Annotated in this window: 20 protein-coding genes; 16 read left to right on the top strand and 4 right to left on the bottom strand. The window is 66.8% G+C overall.

Translation table 11 applies throughout. The annotated features are described in order from the left end of the window. The first annotated feature begins 39 nt into the window (after positions 1–39). The 4 genes from AB3X96_RS02275 to rfaE2 all read left to right on the top strand — a co-directional run bounded on the left by AB3X96_RS02275 (position 40) and on the right by rfaE2 (position 3956). Positions 40–897 (top strand): enoyl-CoA hydratase/isomerase family protein, encoded by an 858-nt coding sequence (locus AB3X96_RS02275; protein ID WP_368588436.1) that lies wholly within the window; start codon positions 40–42, stop codon positions 895–897. Between the two features lie 82 nt (positions 898–979). Beyond that, a complete protein-coding gene (locus AB3X96_RS02280; RefSeq protein ID WP_368588437.1) occupies positions 980–1822 on the top strand; it encodes a PhaM family polyhydroxyalkanoate granule multifunctional regulatory protein in 843 nt (280 codons plus the stop codon). Between the two features lie 619 nt (positions 1823–2441). Next, a complete protein-coding gene (locus tag AB3X96_RS02285) occupies positions 2442–3320 on the top strand; it encodes a ferritin (protein ID WP_013088232.1) in 879 nt (292 codons plus the stop codon). A 153-nt stretch (positions 3321–3473) separates the two neighbouring features. After that, positions 3474–3956: a D-glycero-beta-D-manno-heptose 1-phosphate adenylyltransferase gene (rfaE2, locus tag AB3X96_RS02290; protein WP_176109690.1), complete on the top strand. Its 483-nt coding sequence runs from the start codon at positions 3474–3476 to the stop codon at positions 3954–3956. Between the two features lie 68 nt (positions 3957–4024). Here rfaE2 and AB3X96_RS02295 read toward each other — a convergent pair whose 3' ends face one another. From AB3X96_RS02295 to AB3X96_RS02305, 3 genes are all read right to left on the bottom strand, one after another. Further along, positions 4025–4264 (bottom strand): hypothetical protein, encoded by a 240-nt coding sequence (locus AB3X96_RS02295; RefSeq protein WP_368588438.1) that lies wholly within the window; start codon positions 4262–4264, stop codon positions 4025–4027. Positions 4265–4342: 78 nt separating this feature from the next. Further along, on the bottom strand, positions 4343–5182 hold the full coding sequence (locus AB3X96_RS02300) for a type III pantothenate kinase (RefSeq protein WP_368588439.1): 840 nt from the start codon (positions 5180–5182) through the stop codon (positions 4343–4345). After that, the gene (locus AB3X96_RS02305) at positions 5179–6117 is read right to left on the bottom strand and encodes a biotin--[acetyl-CoA-carboxylase] ligase (RefSeq protein ID WP_368588440.1); all 939 of its coding nucleotides are present in this window, start codon (positions 6115–6117) and stop codon (positions 5179–5181) included. The genes AB3X96_RS02300 and AB3X96_RS02305 overlap by 4 nt, the downstream gene beginning before the upstream one ends. A gap of 147 nt (positions 6118–6264) precedes the next feature. Between AB3X96_RS02305 and AB3X96_RS02310 the strand changes: the two genes are divergently transcribed. From AB3X96_RS02310 to AB3X96_RS02355, 10 genes are all read left to right on the top strand, one after another. Continuing rightward, positions 6265–7398, top strand: coding sequence for an MlaE family ABC transporter permease (locus tag AB3X96_RS02310; protein ID WP_368588441.1), 1134 nt, complete (start codon positions 6265–6267; stop codon positions 7396–7398). After that, positions 7395–8273 (top strand): ABC transporter ATP-binding protein, encoded by an 879-nt coding sequence (locus AB3X96_RS02315; RefSeq protein ID WP_176385431.1) that lies wholly within the window; start codon positions 7395–7397, stop codon positions 8271–8273. Before AB3X96_RS02310 ends, AB3X96_RS02315 begins: the two co-directional genes overlap by 4 nt. Positions 8274–8319: 46 nt before the next feature. Continuing rightward, positions 8320–9294 carry an MlaD family protein gene (locus AB3X96_RS02320; RefSeq protein ID WP_368588442.1) on the top strand — a complete coding sequence of 325 codons (975 nt, stop codon included), beginning with the start codon at positions 8320–8322 and terminating at the stop codon, positions 9292–9294. 30 nt (positions 9295–9324) lie between these two features. Next, positions 9325–9951, top strand: coding sequence for an ABC-type transport auxiliary lipoprotein family protein (locus tag AB3X96_RS02325; protein ID WP_368588443.1), 627 nt, complete (start codon positions 9325–9327; stop codon positions 9949–9951). A 31-nt stretch (positions 9952–9982) separates the two neighbouring features. Further along, positions 9983–11140: a VanZ family protein gene (locus AB3X96_RS02330; protein ID WP_368588444.1), complete on the top strand. Its 1158-nt coding sequence runs from the start codon at positions 9983–9985 to the stop codon at positions 11138–11140. 136 nt (positions 11141–11276) lie between these two features. Next, on the top strand, positions 11277–11600 hold the full coding sequence (locus AB3X96_RS02335) for a ferredoxin (RefSeq protein WP_176122244.1): 324 nt from the start codon (positions 11277–11279) through the stop codon (positions 11598–11600). Positions 11601–11632: 32 nt separating this feature from the next. After that, positions 11633–12277 carry an alpha/beta hydrolase gene (locus AB3X96_RS02340; protein ID WP_176368338.1) on the top strand — a complete coding sequence of 215 codons (645 nt, stop codon included), beginning with the start codon at positions 11633–11635 and terminating at the stop codon, positions 12275–12277. Between the two features lie 321 nt (positions 12278–12598). Next, entirely contained in the window at positions 12599–13828 is a 1230-nt protein-coding gene (locus AB3X96_RS02345) for a D-alanyl-D-alanine carboxypeptidase family protein (protein WP_176368339.1), read from the top strand. 13 nt (positions 13829–13841) lie between these two features. After that, a complete protein-coding gene (locus AB3X96_RS02350; RefSeq protein WP_368588445.1) occupies positions 13842–14801 on the top strand; it encodes a D-amino acid aminotransferase in 960 nt (319 codons plus the stop codon). Beyond that, positions 14773–15042, top strand: a complete 270-nt coding sequence (locus tag AB3X96_RS02355; RefSeq protein WP_368588446.1) for a DUF493 family protein — start codon at positions 14773–14775, stop codon at positions 15040–15042. The genes AB3X96_RS02350 and AB3X96_RS02355 overlap by 29 nt, the downstream gene beginning before the upstream one ends. Before the next feature lie 27 nt (positions 15043–15069). Here the strand turns inward: AB3X96_RS02355 and AB3X96_RS02360 are convergent, their stop codons facing one another. Then, complete coding sequence (locus AB3X96_RS02360; protein WP_368588447.1) at positions 15070–16053, bottom strand: transcriptional regulator GcvA; 984 nt, start codon at positions 16051–16053, stop codon at positions 15070–15072. Positions 16054–16151: 98 nt separating this feature from the next. Here AB3X96_RS02360 and AB3X96_RS02365 point away from each other — a divergent pair, with 98 nt between their 5' ends. Then, positions 16152–16478, top strand: coding sequence for a DUF2917 domain-containing protein (locus tag AB3X96_RS02365; protein WP_013088248.1), 327 nt, complete (start codon positions 16152–16154; stop codon positions 16476–16478). Positions 16479–16596: 118 nt separating this feature from the next. After that, positions 16597–17322, top strand: a complete 726-nt coding sequence (gene lipB / locus AB3X96_RS02370; RefSeq protein ID WP_368588448.1) for a lipoyl(octanoyl) transferase LipB — start codon at positions 16597–16599, stop codon at positions 17320–17322. Positions 17323–17334 lie beyond the last annotated feature (12 nt).

The raw sequence follows: 17334 nt of genomic DNA on the forward strand, positions 1-17334 counted from the left end.
CCGCGCGCGACTGAACGAATCACCTACGGACTGCTCACCATGACTCAGTCATCGCAACCGAACGATGCGTACTACGCGCACTACCAGTCGCTGCGTTTGCAGCGTCATCCGCACGGCGTGCTCGAAGTCGTGATGAGCGGCGAGGGCGCGAATAAAAGCGGCCTCGCGACCGCGGACGCACGCATGCATTACGAGCTCGCGGAAATCTGGCGCGACATCGATCGCGATCCCGACACGCGCGTCGCGATCATTCGCGGCGAGGGCAAGGGCTTTTCGGCCGGCGGCGATCTGCAGCTCGTCGAGGACATGGCGAACGATTTCGAGGTGCGCACGCGGGTGTGGCGCGAAGCGCGCGACCTCGTCTACAACGTGATCAACTGCGGCAAGCCGATCGTGTCGGCGATGCACGGGCCCGCGGTCGGCGCGGGGCTCGTCGCGGGGCTGCTCGCCGATATCTCGATCGCGGCGAAGACGGCGCGCATCATCGACGGACATACGCGTCTCGGCGTCGCCGCGGGCGACCATGCGGCGATCGTCTGGCCGCTCCTGTGCGGCATGGCGAAGGCGAAGTACTACCTGCTGCTGTGCGAGCCGGTGAGCGGCGAAGAGGCGGAGCGCATCGGGCTCGTGTCGCTCGCGGTCGACGAAAGCGCGCTGCTGCCGAAGGCGTTCGAGGTCGCGCGCAAGCTCGCCGACGGGTCGCAGACCTCCATCCGCTGGACCAAGTACGCGCTGAACAACTGGCTGCGCACGGCGGGGCCGGCGTTCGATACGTCGCTCGCGCTGGAGTTCATGGGCTTCGCGGGGCCCGATGTGCGCGAGGGCTTGAGCTCGTTGCGCGAGCGGCGCGCGCCGGATTTTGGCGCGGGCCGTCCGCGTCACGACGAACCATCGTGATGTCATACCTCAAACGGTATGATCGAATCAACGCGCGCGGCATCGCGCGCTCTACCTGTCATCCAGCACCGAGGCGACAACCATGACCGACACCACTGGCTCCGCGCCGCCCTTTCCCGGCTTTCCCGGTTTTCCGCCCGCTGAAATGCTCGATCGGATGTGGAGCATGATTCGGCTGTCACCGTTCGGCGCCGCCATGACGGGCGCGCAGCCGGGTGGCGGCACGAGTCCGTCGCTGTCGATGATGTCCGACATGATGGCGCCGCTCACGAGCGTCGAGGAGCTCGACAAGCGCATCACCGACATGCGCGCGGTCGAGCAATGGCTGAAGCTGAATCTGAGCATGCTGCAGTCGGCGATCCAGGCGCTCGAAGTGCAGCGCGCGACGCTCGCGACGCTGCGCGCGTTCGGCGCGTTCGCACAGACCTCGATGTCGCAGGCGGCGGCAGCTGCAACGGGTGCGGCCGCGACTGACGCACCGAGCCCCGCTCCGAGCCCCGCGCCGGCGCCGAGCTGGACGAAGCCCGCTGAGCCCGCGCCCGAAAGCGCCCCTCCAGCCGACAAAGACGACGAGGGAGCGCCGGCGGCACCCGGTTTCGATGCATCCGCGTGGTGGAATCTGCTGCAATCGCAGTTCAATCAGATCGCGCAGTTCGCGATGACGCAGCCGTCCGTCGCGGTCGCGGCGGCGGGCGGGGGCACGCAGGGCAAGCCGGAGTCGTCGAAAGCTGCGGACGCGTCGGGCGACGATCCGTCGGGCGGCGATCCGTCGGGAGGCAATCCGTCGGGAGGCAATCCGTCGGGCACCGGTGCGCGAAGCGCGAAGCCCGCCGCCAAACGGCCGGCCGCGAAGCGCGCCGCGACATCGGCCAAACGCGCGTCCGGCGAGGGCGCGAGCGCAGCAACGCAGAAAAAGTCGACGTGAGCAGGCGGTGCGGGCGACACGCTCACACCGTGCGACTGCGCAAGCAATCAAAAGCAGGGGCGCTCAGGTCCGCGCTTGCATCACCTCTCGCCCCCGCGAATCAGTGCCCGATGACGAGACAAGCCATCGCCTACCTTTTTGCCGTATGCCAACGCCGGCGATTTCCTGCCGCGCGAATTGCCGACTTTATTGAGAGAAGTCAATGCCATAGCGCGCTCGCACCGCTTCTGTCACGGGTTTCGCCGGAGGCGCGTGCTATCATCGTGCAAGCTTGATCTGGCTTTGGGGCGTGCGCCGAGAACAACCAATCCCGCCGCTCTCTCGTCATTCGCCGCCGGCGCTACCGGTGGAGGGCTGGACGGTGCGGTTGTCGACCCGGACTGGCTCGACCTCAGGCAAAGGGTATTCCTCACCCACGGTTGGCCGCGGCGCCTGATTCACGCTCCAGGCGCCAATACAACAGACCGGACTTCTTTGCTGCCCGATGCTTCTGGGCGGCCGGTTAACGCGTAAAATTGAATGCTTGGCCGATAAACGGCATGTCCGTTCGCCACAGGTGAAAACGGCTACACGTAGCAGCAACAGACACACACAGTATGTGCAGAACAGGGGTGGGACTATGAACACCATGCTTTATCCGGAACTTTATAAATCGCTCGAATCCGTTCGATGGGACATGGAGAAGGACATTCCCTGGGACAAATTCGATGCATCGCTGTTGACCGACGAGCAGGCCGCGACGATCAAGATGAACGCGATCACCGAATGGTCGGCGTTGCCCGCCACGGAAATGTTTCTGCGTGACAATCATCACGACAGCGATTTCTCCGCATTCATGAGCGTCTGGTTCTTCGAGGAGCAGAAACACTCGCTGGTGCTGATGGAATACCTGCGCCGCTTCAAGCCGGAACTGGTCCCGACCGAAGAGGAACTGCACGCGGTGCGCTTCGAGTTCGATCCCGCGCCGCCGCTCGAAACGCTGATGCTGCACTTCTGCGGCGAAATTCGCCTGAATCACTGGTATCGCCGCGCCGCCGAATGGCACACCGAGCCGGTCATCAAGCACATCTACGAAACCATCTCGCGCGACGAAGCGCGCCACGGCGGCGCGTATCTGCGCTACATGAAGAAGGCGATGGCGCAAACCGGCGACATCGCGCGTGCCGCGTTCGCCAAGATCGGCGTGCTGATGGCGTCGGCGCGTCGCACCGAAAAGCCGCTGCACCCCACCAACCTGCACGTGAACCAGGCGCTGTTCCCGCGCGACACGATCCAGTCGCGTCTGCCGGATCCGGAATGGCTCGAGCGCTGGCTCGACGAGCAGATCCGTTTCGACGACGGCTGGGAAAAGAAGGTCGTCGAGCGCATTCTGCACAACCTGTCGCTGCTGTTCGAACGCACGTTCACCACCGCGCAGGAACTGAACCGTTATCGCAAGGAAGTGGTCGCGCGTCTGCAAGCCGCTGAACAAAGCCCGGCGCAGCAGCAACCGGCGTAACGGCTCGGGCGGTGTCAGCACCGTTTCAAATGGCGGTCCGGCAGGCGTGAGCTTGCCGGACCGTTTTGCTTCGAGCCGCCCAGCATGTATCGTGGCGGCACCCGGCATTCCTCTTCCCGCAACTTCGCAACTCCCCAACTCTGTGACCGTGCGATGACCGCCATCTTTGAACGCAAGATTCTGACGCGCGATGCCCTGGTGAAGCTGCGTCCTTCGCTGCGCGCGCCCGTCGTATTCACGAACGGCGTGTTCGATATCCTGCATCGCGGTCACGTCACCTATCTGGCCGACGCGAAGGCGTTGGGCGCGTGCCTGATCGTCGGTGTGAATAGCGACGCATCGGTCCGGATGCTCGGCAAAGGCGACGACCGGCCGATCAACAACGAGGCTGACCGCATGGCCTTGCTCGCGGCGCTGGAAAGCGTCGACTACGTGGTGGGCTTCGGCGAGAAAACGCCGGTCGAGCTGATTTCCGCGCTGCGCCCGGACGTGCTCGTGAAGGGCGGCGACTACGACATGGACGCGCTACCCGAATCGGCGCTCGTGCGCGGTTGGGGCGGCAAGGCGCTCGCGATCGCGTTCGAGCACGATCGCTCGACGACCGCGCTGTTGAAGAAGGTGCGCACGCAGGATTGATGCTGCGTGTTGCCGCGCGAACGCGCGGCGCAATGCCGAGCGTCTAATCGACCGCGTCGCTCGGCCGATTACTGCGGCAACTCCGATGTCGAAATCTGTGCCTGCGGTGCGGGTGCGCCGACCGCTGCCTGATCGGCCGCATCGGCGGCGCTGACCGGGCGCACCTTCAGCCAGTTCGGATGAATCTGGCGGTTCAGATGATTCGGCTCGCGTCCGCTGGCGGTGGGCATCGGGCCGAAGGCGCCACGCAGCGCGACGAAAGCCAGCACGTTGACAACAATCAGAATGGCAATCGGCCAGCGAAGCATCGTGGGTGTTTCCAATCCAGAAAGAAGTTGAGCGCGGGGTCTGAGGGCGCAACTCGGCCGCACCCGCCCGGCAGGCATTCAGCCGCTTTGGCGCGCCGTATCCTCGGCGGCGATCAGCGCGAGCCCCGACAGCACCAGCGAATCGTGGCGAGTATGCGGCACTTTCAGCGCGCTCGCCACTTCGTCGGCGGCGCCGCCGCTGACCACGAGACGCACCGGCACTTGCCATTCATCCTGCAGATCCCGCCACATCCGCTCGATCAATCCGGCCTGCGCCAGCGTGCAGCCCGCTGACAGCGAGCGCGGCGTATCCGTTGCGAAAAACGGACCGCGTCGTGCCGCGTCGGCTGTAGCGGCCCCGCCGAGCAGACCGCGCGCATACTTGGCGTCGAGCGTCGGCAGTTGTGCGGTGTGCTCACCGAGCGAGCGCATCATCAGCGTCCAGCCCGGCGCAATCAATCCGCCGATGAACGCGCCGTCCGCACGCAACGCCTCGAGCGTCGTCGCGGTGCCGAAGGTCGCGAGCAGCAGATGTTCGCCGGGAAAGGCCGCGTGCGCGCCGATCAAGCCGCACCAGCGGTCGCTACCGAGCGAGCGCGGTGTCGTATAGCAATTGGTCACGCCGCATTGATGAGCGCTCGCGCGGATCGTCGCGAGCGGCAGTTGCGGCCAGTACGCTTCGACGAGCGCGGCGATGTGCGTCGCCATCTGCGTGCCCGCGACGTTGGAGAGCCACGCGCCGCAGGGCGCTTGCAAGTCGGCCCAACCGGTTTGCGAAGCAGATTGCGTGCGTGGCCCGGCAATGTCGTGATGCGCGAGCGCACCGCTCGCCAACTGCGTCCCGTCCGGCTGCACCAGCGCCCACTTGATCCGGCTATTGCCCGCGTCGATCAGCAGATAAGGCGCGCGCTGCGTCATGCGGCACCGTCGGCGAGGCGCAGCGACACGTCGCCGGTCGCGATGCTCCGGCGGCCTTCGGCCGTATCGAGCAGCAACTGGCCGCGTTCGTCGACGCCCGCCGCCACGCCGCGCGCGAGTTCTTGACCCTGCTCGAGCAGCACTACATCGCGGCCCGCGTATGCATGCACTCCGTTCCAGCGACCCTGGAACGGTGCGAAGCCTTCAGCGCCGAAGCGCTGCAGCATCGGTTCGAGCGCGTTCAATTCGGCGGCCAGCGTATCGGTCAGATTCGCGTTCGGCAGCGCGCGCTGCAACGCGGTCGGCACGGTGCCGCGCGCCTGCGGCGATACCTCGGCGTTCAGCGCGCCGACCTTCGCCGCGAGTTCGTCGGCGCCCTTCACGTTGGTGCCGATGCCGATCACGACCGCGCTCGCGTCGTCGGTGCTCCACGCGGTTTCGATCAGGATGCCGGCGAGCTTGTCGCCTTCGAGCAGCACGTCGTTCGGCCACTTCAGCGCGATCTGTCCGGGACCCGCGACCGGCAGCGAGCGCAGCCCGTCGACGAGCGCGACGCCCACCGCGAGGCTCAAGCCCGCGAGCCCTTCGAGCGGGCGCGGCAATACGCACGCGACTGAAAACAGCAGGGCGTTGCCTGGCTCCGCGTACCACGGCCGGCCACGACGGCCACGCCCGGCGGTCTGCAGGTACGCGACGCGCACGATCGGCCGCGGCAGCGCGTTCGCGTGTCGCGGTAGTGCTTTGATGTGGGCCATCAGATCGGCGTTGGTCGAACCGGTTTCTTCGACGATTTCGATCGGCCAGTCATGCGCATGCGCGCCGAACAATTTGACCGCGCGCTCGCGATCGATGCGCCAGTCGGCCGAAGCCGACGACGAGGCCGCGGCCGCGCTTGCCGCAGCGGGCGGAGAGGCGGGAGTCTTGGAGGCATTCATGCCTCGTATTGTAGCCACAGCAAACCCGGCTGGGACTCGAATGCCGACCGGCGAGGAGGCGACGCGGATCGATGCACATCCTGGCGGACCGGCGGCCGAGCCTTCGTTACAATGGCCGCTAATCCGATAACCAGATTCACGCGATCCTTGAACTACGACACTCCGCCCGGCCTTGAAGTCGCGGCCGGCAGCCAAGGCAAGATCGTCCGTCTCTCGGGCCAGTGGACGGCGCTCGCGCTCGCGCGCGATCGCGACACCGGGCACGTGATTCCGCAACTGCGTTCGCTGACCGGCGCGCAGGGCATCGGCGGGTGGGACCTGTCGCGCGTCGACAGCATGGACCACGTCGGCGGCCAGGCCCTGTGGCGCGTATGGGGCCGCAAATTGCCGCCGGGCACCGCGCTCACGGACACGCAGCGCGACATCTTCGAGCGCATCGCGCTGCTCGACACGGTGCGCGAGAGCGCCGAGCCGGTCACGCGCTTCGATCCCTTCACGCGTCTCGGCCTTGGCATCTTCTCGTTCGTCGAGCACATGCAGGGCGGCGTCACGATGCTCGGGCGCTTCGTGCTCGATCTGCTCGCGATCGTGCGCAAACCGAAACTCACGCCGTGGACCGAAATCTCCGCGAACATCTACAACGCCGGCGCCCGCGCGCTGCCGATCACCGCGCTCGTCGCGTTCCTGATCGGCATCGTGTTGAGCTATCTGTCGGCACAGCAATTGCGCATCTTTGGCGCGAACCAGTTTATCGTCAATATTCTCGGCCTCGCGGTGATTCGGGAACTCGGCCCGGTCTTGTCGGCGATTCTGGTGGCGGGCCGCTCGGGCTCGGCGATCACCGCGCAGATCGGCGTGATGCGCGTGACCGAGGAGCTCGACGCGATGCGCGTGATGGGCATCCCGCACGGCTTGCGGCTGATCCTGCCGCGCGTGATCGCACTGGCCGTCGCGATGCCGCTGCTCGTGATGTGGACCAACGTGATCTCGTTGACGGGCGGTGCGCTCGCGGCGAAGCTCGTGCTCGGCATCGACATGAGCTTCTTTGCGCGGCAGCTGCCCGTCGTCGTGCCGATCGCGAACCTGTGGATCGGCCTTGGCAAGGGCGCGGTGTTCGGCATGCTGATCGCGATCGCCGGCTGTCATTTCGGCTTCCGTATCAAGGCCAATTCGCAGAGTCTCGGCGAAGGCACGACGACCTCGGTGGTCACGTCGATCACCATCGTGATTCTCGCGGACGCGGTGTTCGCGATCCTCTTTCAGAACGTGGGGCTCGGATGATCGCGCCACTAACCGAGGCCGTACGCGGCCAGCCCGTACCGTCGATCGCCGAGCCGGTGATCGAGGTGATCGACATCACCAAGCGCTACGGCCGCAACATCGTGCATCAGCATCTGAGCCTCGACGTGCGGCGCGGCGAGATCGTGTCGATCGTCGGCGGCTCGGGCTCGGGCAAGACCACGCTGGTGCGGCAGATTCTCGGCCTCGAGCGGCCGTCGCGGGGCACGATCAAGCTGTTCGGCGAAGACCTCGCCACGATCTCGCCCGAGACCGCGCTGCTGATGCGCAGCCGCTCCGGCATGCTGTTCCAGCGCGGCGCGCTGTTCTCGTCGCTGTCCGTGTTCGACAACGTCGCGCAACCGGTGCGCGAGCTCGGCAAGGTGCCCGAAGACCTGCTGCGCGACATCGTGATGCTGAAGCTCGAAATGGTCGGACTGCCGTGCAAGCACGCGTCGAAGATGCCGTCGGCGCTGTCGGGCGGCATGATCAAGCGGGTCGGCATCGCGCGCGCGATCGCGCTCGAACCCGAACTGCTGTTCCTCGACGAACCGACCGCCGGCCTCGATCCGCAGGCGTCCGACGAATTCGTCGAGCTGATCTCGGGGCTGCATCGCGCGCTGGGTCTGACGGTCGTGATGATCACGCACGATCTCGACACGATGGTCGCGCTGTCGACGCGCGTGGCCGTGCTCGCCGATCGGAAAGTGCTCGTCAACGCGCCGGTCGAGGAGGCCGCGGGCGTCGACCATCCGTTCATCCGCGAATATTTCCTCGGCCTGCGCGGGCGCCGCGCGCTCCAGGCGCTGCCGCCCGAGCGCCGCGCGAAGCTGCCGCAGGCGGCGCTCGAGCCGGCGTCGTCCGAGTTGTCGCTGTGAGGCCGGCCGCCATCAAGCGGGCCGCTATGAATCAGGAAAACTGACCATGGAAAACAAAGCGCATGCGTTCTGGGCCGGGCTCTTTACGGTCGTGCTGACGGCGGCGATCGCGCTGACCGTGTATCTGTTCAATGTCGACCGCACCGTGCGAGTGCCGTACGACCTGATCGCGCGCACCAACGTGACCGGCCTCTTTGCGGACGCGGCGGTGCGCTTTCGCGGCCTCGACGTCGGCCGCGTACAGTCGATCAAGTTCGATCCGACACATCCGGGGCAGATCCTGATCCGCATCATGGTCGACGAGCACGCGCCGATCACGCATTCGACGTTCGGCAGCCTCGGCTTACAGGGCGTGACCGGCATCGCGTTCGTCCAGCTCGACGATACCGGGCGCGACCTGACGCCGCTGCACTCGTCGGCGCACCAGGTCGCGCAATTGCCGATGCGCCCCGGTCTGTTCGACCAGTTGCAGCAGCGCGGCGACGTGCTGCTGCGCAAGCTCGAAAAAGTCACCGACAGCGTGAACGACATGCTCTCGCCGGAAATGGTCGAACAGCTGCACGAGACGGCGGCGAGCATCGCGCAGGCGGCTTCGGGCGTCGCGACGCTGACTCGTGAGATGGCGCCGGTCGCCAGCAAGCTGCCCGGCACGATCGACCAGCTGAACCACACGCTCGCGTCGACCAACCAGATGATCACCGGCCTGAACCGTCCGGACGGACCCCTCGAGCGCAATCTGAACAAGGTCGGCACGGCCGCGCAGCAGGCGGGCGATGCGCTCACGCAGATGAACACATCGCTGCAGGACCTGTCCGCGCGGGTCGGCTTCGAGACGCTGCCGCGCGTCAATTCGCTGACCGAGGACGTGCGCTCGGCGGCGCAATCGATCGATCGCGCCGCCGACACCTTCAATACCAATCCGCGCAGCGTGCTGTTCGGCGCGCCGCGCGCGGCGCCGGGTCCGGGCGAGGCCGGCTTCGCGTGGCCCGCCGCCACGCCCGCAACCCCCGCAGCCCACTAAATTCGCAGGCTAGAACAGAGGAAGATGCCCATGTCACGCTCGATTCACCGACTGTTGTCCTCGCGCGCCGCGCTTGCGGCGCTGCTTGCGTTCGGCGTGCTGGCGGCGGGCTGCGCGGGCACGTCCGCGGTCGTGTCGGACGTCCGCTACGACTTCGGACCGCCGCCGCAGGCCGCCGCCGCGAGCCGGCTGGCGGCCGTCAAGGTGCTCGAGGTCAGCGCGCCGTCCGTGCTCGAATCGGACCGGCTGACGTATCGGCTGAGCTACGCCGATGCGCAGCAGACGGCCGCCTACGCCAACAGCCACTGGACGATGATGCCGTCGCAACTGCTGACGCAGCGCCTGCGCAACGCGCTGAGCGAGCGCGGCACCGTGCTGACGGGCGCGGACGGCGTGAGCGCGCCGGTGCTGCGGGTCGATCTGACCGAGTTCGAGCAGGTGTTCGCCAGCCCGACCGACAGCCACGGCGCGATCACCGCGCGCGCCACGCTGATGCAGGGCGGCAAGGTGCTCGCCCAGAACACCTTTGTCGCGCACGCGCCCGCGCATTCGGCGGATGCGGCCGGCGGCGCGCGGGCGCTCGCCGCGGCCAGCGACGATCTCGTCGCGCAGATCGCCACGTGGCTCGGCTCGCAGGCGCTGGTCGCCGCGCAATGACGGGCAGGCAGCGCACGCAAAGGAGCGCCGCATGAGCGAACGCCCCTGGCTGCGCCGCCCGTCGACGCTGGCACGCCGGGCGCTGCTGCTGTACGCGGCGCTGATCGTGTACGGATCGTGGTATCCGTTCTCGGGGTGGCGCTCGCTCGGCATCGCGCCGTTCGCCTATCTGTTCGATCCGATGCCGCAGTACCTGACTGCATTCGACGTCGTCACCAACGTGCTCGGCTATATGCCGTTCGGCGCGCTGGTGGTGCTCGCGGTGTATCCGCGCTGGCGCGGCACACTGGCCGTCGCGCTCGCGTTCGTGTTGGGCGGCCTGCTGTCGGGCACGATGGAAGCCGTGCAGACCTATCTGCCGACCCGCGTTGCCTCCAATCTCGACCTTGCGGCCAACACGCTCGGCGCGCTCGTCGGTGCGGCGATGATGTCGCCGTTGACCGGCGCGCTGCTCGATCGCGGCCTGCTCAGGCGTCTGCGGCTGCTGTGGTTCGAGCGCGGCCATGCGACGCTCGCGTGCATCGTCGCCGCGTGGCCGTTCGCGACGATGTTTCCGGCGCCGCGCCTGTTCGGCCTCGGCAACTGGCCGCGCGCGCTGTGGCTGAGCGTCGATCCGGCCACCCAGGACGCGCTGCTCGCGTGGACGCCGTCTGCATGGCAGGTCGGCACATGGCCGGCGGCGGCCGCCGCGTGGCTGGACGACGACACATGGGAAGCGCTGATCACGACGCTGAACCTGTTCGCGGCGCTCGCGCTCGCGTCGGTGCCGATGCGCCGTCATGCGCCGCGCGTGCGCCTGCTGTTCGTGTTCATCGTCGCGACCTTATGCGTGAAGGCCGGCGCCACGTTCCTGCAATCGCAATCGGGCCTCGCGTTCGACTGGGCGACGCCGGGCGCGTTGCTCGGACTCGTCTGCGGCACCGTCGCGGCGCTCGTCGCGCTGCCGCTGCGGCGGCGCGTGCGCGCGACGCTCGCCGGGGTCGCGCTGGTCATCGCACTCGTGTTCGTCAATCTGCTGCCGGTGAATCCGTATTTCGACGCGGTGCTCGCCGACTGGAGACAGGGACGCTACCTGCATTTCAACGGACTCGCGCGTTGGCTCGCGTGGATGTGGCCCTATGCGGCGCTGGTGTGGCTCGCGTTCGCGGTCGAGCGGGCGTGGCTGAAGCGGCGGGTGAAGCCGGCCTGACGCGCTTGCGCTGCGGCCACCAGGCCGCGGCGCGTGCCCAGCCCGGTCGCTATAATCGTCCGCACGACGGGCGCGTCGGCATACCGGATGCCGACTGCGCCATTGCACTTCCTTTCAGGCTCGCCTCCCGAACATCATGGATTCCTTTTACAAGCACCACGTTTTCTTCTGTCTGAATCAACGCGACCCCGGCGCTGAGCGTCCGAGCTGCGCGAACTGCAATGCGCAGGCGATGCAGGAGTACGCGAAAAAACGCGTGAAGCAACTCGGGCTCGCCGGTCCCGGCCAGGTGCGCATCAACAAGGCCGGCTGCCTCGATCGCTGCGAACTGGGCCCGGCGCTCGTCGTGTATCCCGAGGCGGTCTGGTACACCTACGTCGACGAGAGCGACATCGACGAGATCGTCGAATCGCATCTCGTGAACGGCAAGGTCGTCGAGCGTCTGAAGATCGATCAATAACGCGAACCACGAAACGATCCACAGGCATCCCGATGAACGTCAACACGAAGAAGTATCTGATCGACGGCCCGGTCGGCAAGATCGAGGTCGCGCTGGACCTGCCCGACGACGTGCGCGATAAAAGCGCCGCGCCGCGCGGCATTGCGCTCGTCGCGCATCCGCATCCGCTGTTTGGCGGCACGATGGACAACAAGGTTGCGCAGACACTCGCGCGCACGCTCGTGCAACTGAACTACGTCACGTACCGGTCGAATTTCCGCGGCGTCGGCCAGACTCAGGGCGAACACGACGCGGGCGTCGGCGAGCGTGACGATCTGTGCGCGGTCCTCGAGCACATGCGCGCCGATCCGGACTTTGGCGATCTGCCGCTCGTGCTCGCGGGCTTTTCGTTCGGCACCGTGGTGCTGTCGCACGTCGCGGCGAAGCTGCGCGACGAAGGCCGGGAAATCGAGCGCATCGTGTTCGTCGGTACCGCGGCGAGCCGCTGGGACGTCGCGCCGGTGCCCGAAGGCACGCTCGTGATTCACGGCGAAGTCGACGAGACCGTTCCGATCCAATCCGTGTTCGACTGGGCGCGGCCGCAGGAACTGCCGGTCGTCGTGATTCCGGGCGCCGAGCACTTTCTGCATCGTAAGCTTCACATCCTGAAGCGCATCATCGTCGACGCCTGGCGCTGAAACCGCGCGACACGCGTTTTGCGGGGGACAGGTACGCGCAAACGTGTGCAAATCAACGACACACGCACGAAGTTGACCAAGTAGCGCGCGTATAATGAGCGCTCTTTTTTTGGGCACAGCGCCGCCCAGCCGGCAGAATCGCGCGCCGCGGAATCATTTCGCGGGAGGGCGCGGCCGGGTGCTTAGCGCTGTGCTCGCGAACCGATTGCGTCGCCATCAGTCCAACGGGCGCCCGCCGTTTTACGGCCAGATGCCCCGCCGACCGGCTCCCCCAACTCCGCGCGCTGTCGCGCAACGTATTTTTCTGCACCAATCGACCCTATGCGTTTCTCCTCCTCTGGCCGCACGTCTTTCCCGTCAGTCGCTTCTTTCATTCCCACTTCGCTCAATCGTGCCATCGCCGTCGGCCTCGTGCTGCCGGCCACGCTGGTGGCGAGCACCGCGTTCGCGCAGGTGCCTCCGCCGGGCGTCAACGCGCGCTCGTGGGTGCTCGTCGATGCGACCAGCAACCAGGTGCTCGCGTCCGCCAATGCCGACGAACGCGTCGAACCGGCGTCGCTGACCAAGCTGATGACCGCGTATCTGGTGTTCGAAGCGCTCGGCACCAAGAAGATCACGATGGATCAGAGCATCGAGCCGAGCGAAGCCGTGCGGCGCGTGCGCAACGACGAGTCGCGCATGTTCATCGAGGCGCTCAAGCCGGTGACCGTGCACGACCTCGTGTACGGCATGATCGTGCAGTCGGGCAACGACGCGGCGATCGCGCTCGCCGAACTGGTGGGCGGCAACGAGGCGCAGTTCGTCGACATGATGAACAAGGAAGCGCAGAAGCTCGGCATGAAGAACACGCATTTCGCCGACGTGAACGGCATGCCCGACCCGCAGCACTACACGACCGCGGGCGATCTCGCGATCCTGTCGGCGCGCCTGATCCGCGACTATCCGGACTACTACAACATCTTCTCGGTCAAGGAATTCACGTACAACAAGATCAAGCAGCCGAACCGCAACCGTCTGCTGTGGATCGACCCGAGCGTCGACGGTCTGAAGACCGGTCACACGCAAGCGGCCGGCTACTGCCTGATCGCGAGCGCGAAGCGTCCGCTGCCCGGCACGACCGACGCGTCGCGCCGTCTCGTCTCGGTGATGATGGGCGAGACCAAGGAGCACGACCGCGTGCAGGACAGCCTGAAGATGCTGAACTACGGCTACACCGCCTACGACACGACGCGTCTGTACAAGGCGAACCAGGTCGTGGCCACGCCGCGCGTCTACAAGGGTTCGCAGGACAGCGTGCAGGTCGGCGTGAAGAGCGACCAGTACATCACGCTGCCGAAAGGCGCCGGCGACAAGGCGAAGCCGCAGATCGAACTGAACGATCCGCTGATCGCGCCGATCGCGAACGGCCAGCAGATCGGCACCGCCAAGCTGGTCGCCGACGGCAAGGTGCTCGCGCAGTTCCCGGTGCTCGCGCTGCAGCCGGTGCCGCAAGCCGGTGTGGTCGGCCGCGTATGGGATTCGCTGATGCTGATGTTCAACAAGAAAAAGTAAGGGCTACGTCGCAATGACCGCTGTCTGCGAGGTTTCGCCGGAGCCGATCGTTTTTCTGAACGGCGAACTGGTGCCGTTGTCCGAAGCGCGCGTGCCGGTGCTCGACCGCGGCTTCATTTTCGGCGACGGCATTTACGAAGTGGCGCCGTTGTACGCGCACGCGAGCGGCCGACGCACCGCGTTTCGTCTGAAGCAGCATCTGGCGCGGCTCGCGCGCTCGGTCGGCAAGACCGGCATCGCCAATCCGCTCGACGACGCCGGCTGGCGCGAGCTGATCGAGCGGGTGGTCGAGGCCAACGAAGTGGACGGCGGCTTGCGTGCCGATCAGGACGCGATCGCGTACATTCAGGTGACGCGCGGCGTCGCGAAGCGCGCTCACGCGTTTCCGGCCGGCGTGAAGCCGACCGTGTTCGTGATGGTTACCGCGCTGAGCCTGCCCGGCGCCGCGCAGCGCGCGAGCGGCGTGGCGTGCGTGAGCGCCGAGGATCGTCGCTGGCTCAATTGCGACATCAAGTCGGTGTCGCTGCTCGGCAACGTGCTGATGGCGCAATACGCGGCCGAAAACGACGCCTTCGAGGCGCTGCAGTTCCGCGATGGTTTGCTGACCGAAGGGTCGTCGTCGAACGTGTGGGTCGTGAAGGATGGCGTGCTGGCCGCGCCGCCGCGCAGCAACAAGATTCTCGAAGGAATCCGCTATGGGCTCATCGAGGAGCTGACGGCCAAATGCGGCATCCGCTTCGAGGCGCGCGACATCACCGAGGCCGAAGTGCGCGCGGCCGATGAAATCATCGTCAGCTCGGCGACCAAGGAAGTGCTGCCGGTCACGCGGCTCGACGGCGCGCCGGTCGGCGCGGGCCAGCCGGGCGCGGTGTTTGCGGCGCTGTATGCGGCGTATCAGCGAGCCAAGGCGGCCGAAGCCGCCACGGCGCAAGAAGGAGTAGAGAATGATTCCCGAGAACGACTCACTGTTTGAATTCCCCTGCGATTTCCCGATCAAGGTCATGGGCAAATCGCACCCCGAGTTTGCCGCGACGATCGTCGAAGTGGTGCGCGAGTTCGATAGCGAGGTCGATGCGGCGCGCGTCGAGACGCGGCCGTCGAGCAGCGGCACCTACACGGGGCTGACCGTCCACGTGCGCGCGACGAGCCGCGCGCATCTCGACGACATCTATCGCGCGCTGACCGGGCACCCGATGGTCAAGGTCGTGCTGTAACCAACACGCCACACGCGATTTCTCGCCTCACGGCGCGACGCGCAACGCGTCCGCCGGCGTTGGCTCCCCTACCAGGCGCGCACACGCCTCAGGACCCGCCGCGCAGGCGAGATCGAACAGCTGCCTGAATCGCGCCACCTCGTCGAACAGCCAGTCGCGAAACGCCTTGACCCGCGCGGTCTCCAGCATTTGCGGCAGGCAGACCAGATAGTATTGCCACGGGCTGGGCCCATCCACATCGAACAGCCGCACGAGCCGGCCCGCCGCGATTTCGTGCATCGCGAGCGAGCGGCGCGTGAGCGCAACCCCCTGGCCGTCGACGGCCGCCTGCAGCAGATTCGACGAATCCTGATACAGCACGCCGCGTTTCGGCTCCGGCCAGTCGGTGAGGCCGGCGGCGTCGAACCACGGGCGCCAGAGCTCGTCGTCGGAGCGCAGCAGCGGGACTTTGGCGAGATCGGCCGGGGTTTGAGGCAGCTTGCCGCCGTTGAAGTTGGGCGAGCAGGCCGGGAAGAAAATCTCGTCGAGCAGCAGCTCGGCGTGCAGTCCCGGATATTTGCCGAAGCCGAAACGGATCGCCACGTCCACGTCGTCGCGCGCGAAGTCCGTCAGCGCGTTGGTGGTCAGCAGCTCGAGATCCCACTGCGGATGCGCCTCGATAAAGCTGCCGATGCGCGGCGTCACCCAGCGCGCCGCGAACGACGACAACATCGATATCACGAGCCGGCGCTCGCGGTCGCCGGCGCGGATCGCGCGGGTCGCGTCGGCCAGTTCCATCAGCGCGGCGCGCACCTGGGTGGCGTAGCGCCGGCCGGTATCGGTGAGGCGCACGCGCTTGCCGTCGCGCGCGAACAGCGACACGCCGAGCTCGGCCTCGAGCCCGCGGATCTGGTGGCTGACCGCGCCGTGCGTGACGAAGAGCTCGTCGGCGGCGCGCGAAAAGCTCTCGTGGCGGGCGGCGGCTTCGAACGCCTTGATCGCGTTCAGAGCGGGGAGTTGACGCAGGTCCATCGCAATATTTCTCACATAGACGTGAAAATTGATCGTTTTGCCCAAGTCCTTGCTGCACCTAGGATTCTAGTCAGGAAACCATTTTTGGCGAGGGCCTCATGCGAGAAATTTCCTCTAGCATTGCATATGAAATCCGCACTGGCGACACGCTGCCGCTGAAGGTCGCGCGCAGCACGAAGCTGACCGTGCGCGGCGGCGCGGTATGGGTCACGCGCAGCGACGACACCAAAGACTACTGGCTGCAGCCCGGCCAGACGCTGCATCTGCGCCGCGGCGAGCGGCTCTGGCTCAGCGCCGAGGGCGCCACGTTCGCAAAGGTCACGTTCTCGGTGCCGACCCGCTGCGACAAGCGCGCGCTGAACTGGTTCGCGCGCATCGGCGAGCGCTGGATGATGCGCGTGCGCGGCGGCTGGCGCACGGTTTGAGCGTGGGTGCGGCGGCTGCGCCGCGTCTTACGATGGGGCTGGCGGCGCGCCAGCTCCTCTGCGTTGCGTCCCGTCCCCTCGGGCGCGGTTTCCGAGATTTCGGTAAACTCGCGGGATCATGTGCGCCACCCCGGTTTCTCCGTCTCCTCTAGCTGCCATCGAGCCACCCAAGCTGCGCTGGCTCGGCCTCGAACCCTACCAGGTCAGTTTCGACGCGATGCGCGCGTTCACCGACGCCCGCACCGCCGACACCCCCGACGAAATCTGGCTCGTCGAACATCCGCCCGTCTTCACGCTCGGCCAGGCCGGCGATCCGGCTCACCTGCTCGCGGCCGACGGCAGCATTCCGCTCGTCAAGGTCGACCGCGGCGGGCAGATCACGTATCACGGGCCCGGCCAGGTGGTCGCGTATCTGCTGCTCGACCTGCGCCGGCGCAAGCTGATGGTGCGCGAGCTGGTCACGCGAATCGAGCAGGCCGTGATCGACACCCTGGCGGCGTATAATCTCGCCGGAGAACGCAAGGCGGGCGCCCCCGGCATCTACGTGGCGCCCGGGCCCGAGGCCGGGTCGCATGCCGGCGCGAAGATCGCGGCGCTTGGCCTGAAAATCCGCAACGGTTGCAGCTATCACGGCGTGAGTCTGAACGTGAACATGGACCTGCGGCCGTTTCTCGCGATCAATCCATGCGGCTACGCGGGGCTCGAAACAGTCGATATGGCGACGCTCGGCGTCGCCGCCGGCTGGGACGACGTGGCCCGTACCCTCGCAGCAAGCCTCACCGCAAACCTCGACGGCAATCCCGCGGCCGTCGCCCAACCACAGGCCGGTGCGCTCACCGCCTGACTGGATCGAACG

It is taken from the genome of Paraburkholderia sp. BR13439 (assembly GCF_040948805.1).
Classification (GTDB): Bacteria; Pseudomonadota; Gammaproteobacteria; order Burkholderiales; family Burkholderiaceae; genus Paraburkholderia; species Paraburkholderia youngii.

Bases quoted from the DNA above. Each gene is read 5' to 3' on its own strand.
- AB3X96_RS02325 (WP_368588443.1), top strand. From the start codon at position 9,325: ATGTCACGCTCGATTCACCGACTGTTGTCCTCGCGCGCCGCGCTTGCG.
- AB3X96_RS02280 (WP_368588437.1), top strand. From the start codon at position 980: ATGACCGACACCACTGGCTCCGCGCCGCCCTTTCCCGGCTTTCCCGGT.
- AB3X96_RS02305 (WP_368588440.1), bottom strand. From the start codon at position 6,117: ATGAATGCCTCCAAGACTCCCGCCTCTCCGCCCGCTGCGGCAAGCGCG.
- AB3X96_RS02365 (WP_013088248.1), top strand. From the start codon at position 16,152: ATGCGAGAAATTTCCTCTAGCATTGCATATGAAATCCGCACTGGCGAC.
- AB3X96_RS02320 (WP_368588442.1), top strand. From the start codon at position 8,320: ATGGAAAACAAAGCGCATGCGTTCTGGGCCGGGCTCTTTACGGTCGTG.
- AB3X96_RS02330 (WP_368588444.1), top strand. From the start codon at position 9,983: ATGAGCGAACGCCCCTGGCTGCGCCGCCCGTCGACGCTGGCACGCCGG.
- AB3X96_RS02340 (WP_176368338.1), top strand. From the start codon at position 11,633: ATGAACGTCAACACGAAGAAGTATCTGATCGACGGCCCGGTCGGCAAG.
- AB3X96_RS02275 (WP_368588436.1), top strand. From the start codon at position 40: ATGACTCAGTCATCGCAACCGAACGATGCGTACTACGCGCACTACCAG.
- AB3X96_RS02345 (WP_176368339.1), top strand. From the start codon at position 12,599: ATGCGTTTCTCCTCCTCTGGCCGCACGTCTTTCCCGTCAGTCGCTTCT.
- AB3X96_RS02300 (WP_368588439.1), bottom strand. From the start codon at position 5,182: ATGACGCAGCGCGCGCCTTATCTGCTGATCGACGCGGGCAATAGCCGG.
- AB3X96_RS02355 (WP_368588446.1), top strand. From the start codon at position 14,773: ATGATTCCCGAGAACGACTCACTGTTTGAATTCCCCTGCGATTTCCCG.
- lipB (WP_368588448.1), top strand. From the start codon at position 16,597: ATGTGCGCCACCCCGGTTTCTCCGTCTCCTCTAGCTGCCATCGAGCCA.
- AB3X96_RS02360 (WP_368588447.1), bottom strand. From the start codon at position 16,053: ATGGACCTGCGTCAACTCCCCGCTCTGAACGCGATCAAGGCGTTCGAA.
- AB3X96_RS02350 (WP_368588445.1), top strand. From the start codon at position 13,842: ATGACCGCTGTCTGCGAGGTTTCGCCGGAGCCGATCGTTTTTCTGAAC.
- AB3X96_RS02295 (WP_368588438.1), bottom strand. From the start codon at position 4,264: ATGCTTCGCTGGCCGATTGCCATTCTGATTGTTGTCAACGTGCTGGCT.
- AB3X96_RS02315 (WP_176385431.1), top strand. From the start codon at position 7,395: ATGATCGCGCCACTAACCGAGGCCGTACGCGGCCAGCCCGTACCGTCG.
- rfaE2 (WP_176109690.1), top strand. From the start codon at position 3,474: ATGACCGCCATCTTTGAACGCAAGATTCTGACGCGCGATGCCCTGGTG.
- AB3X96_RS02285 (WP_013088232.1), top strand. From the start codon at position 2,442: ATGAACACCATGCTTTATCCGGAACTTTATAAATCGCTCGAATCCGTT.
- AB3X96_RS02335 (WP_176122244.1), top strand. From the start codon at position 11,277: ATGGATTCCTTTTACAAGCACCACGTTTTCTTCTGTCTGAATCAACGC.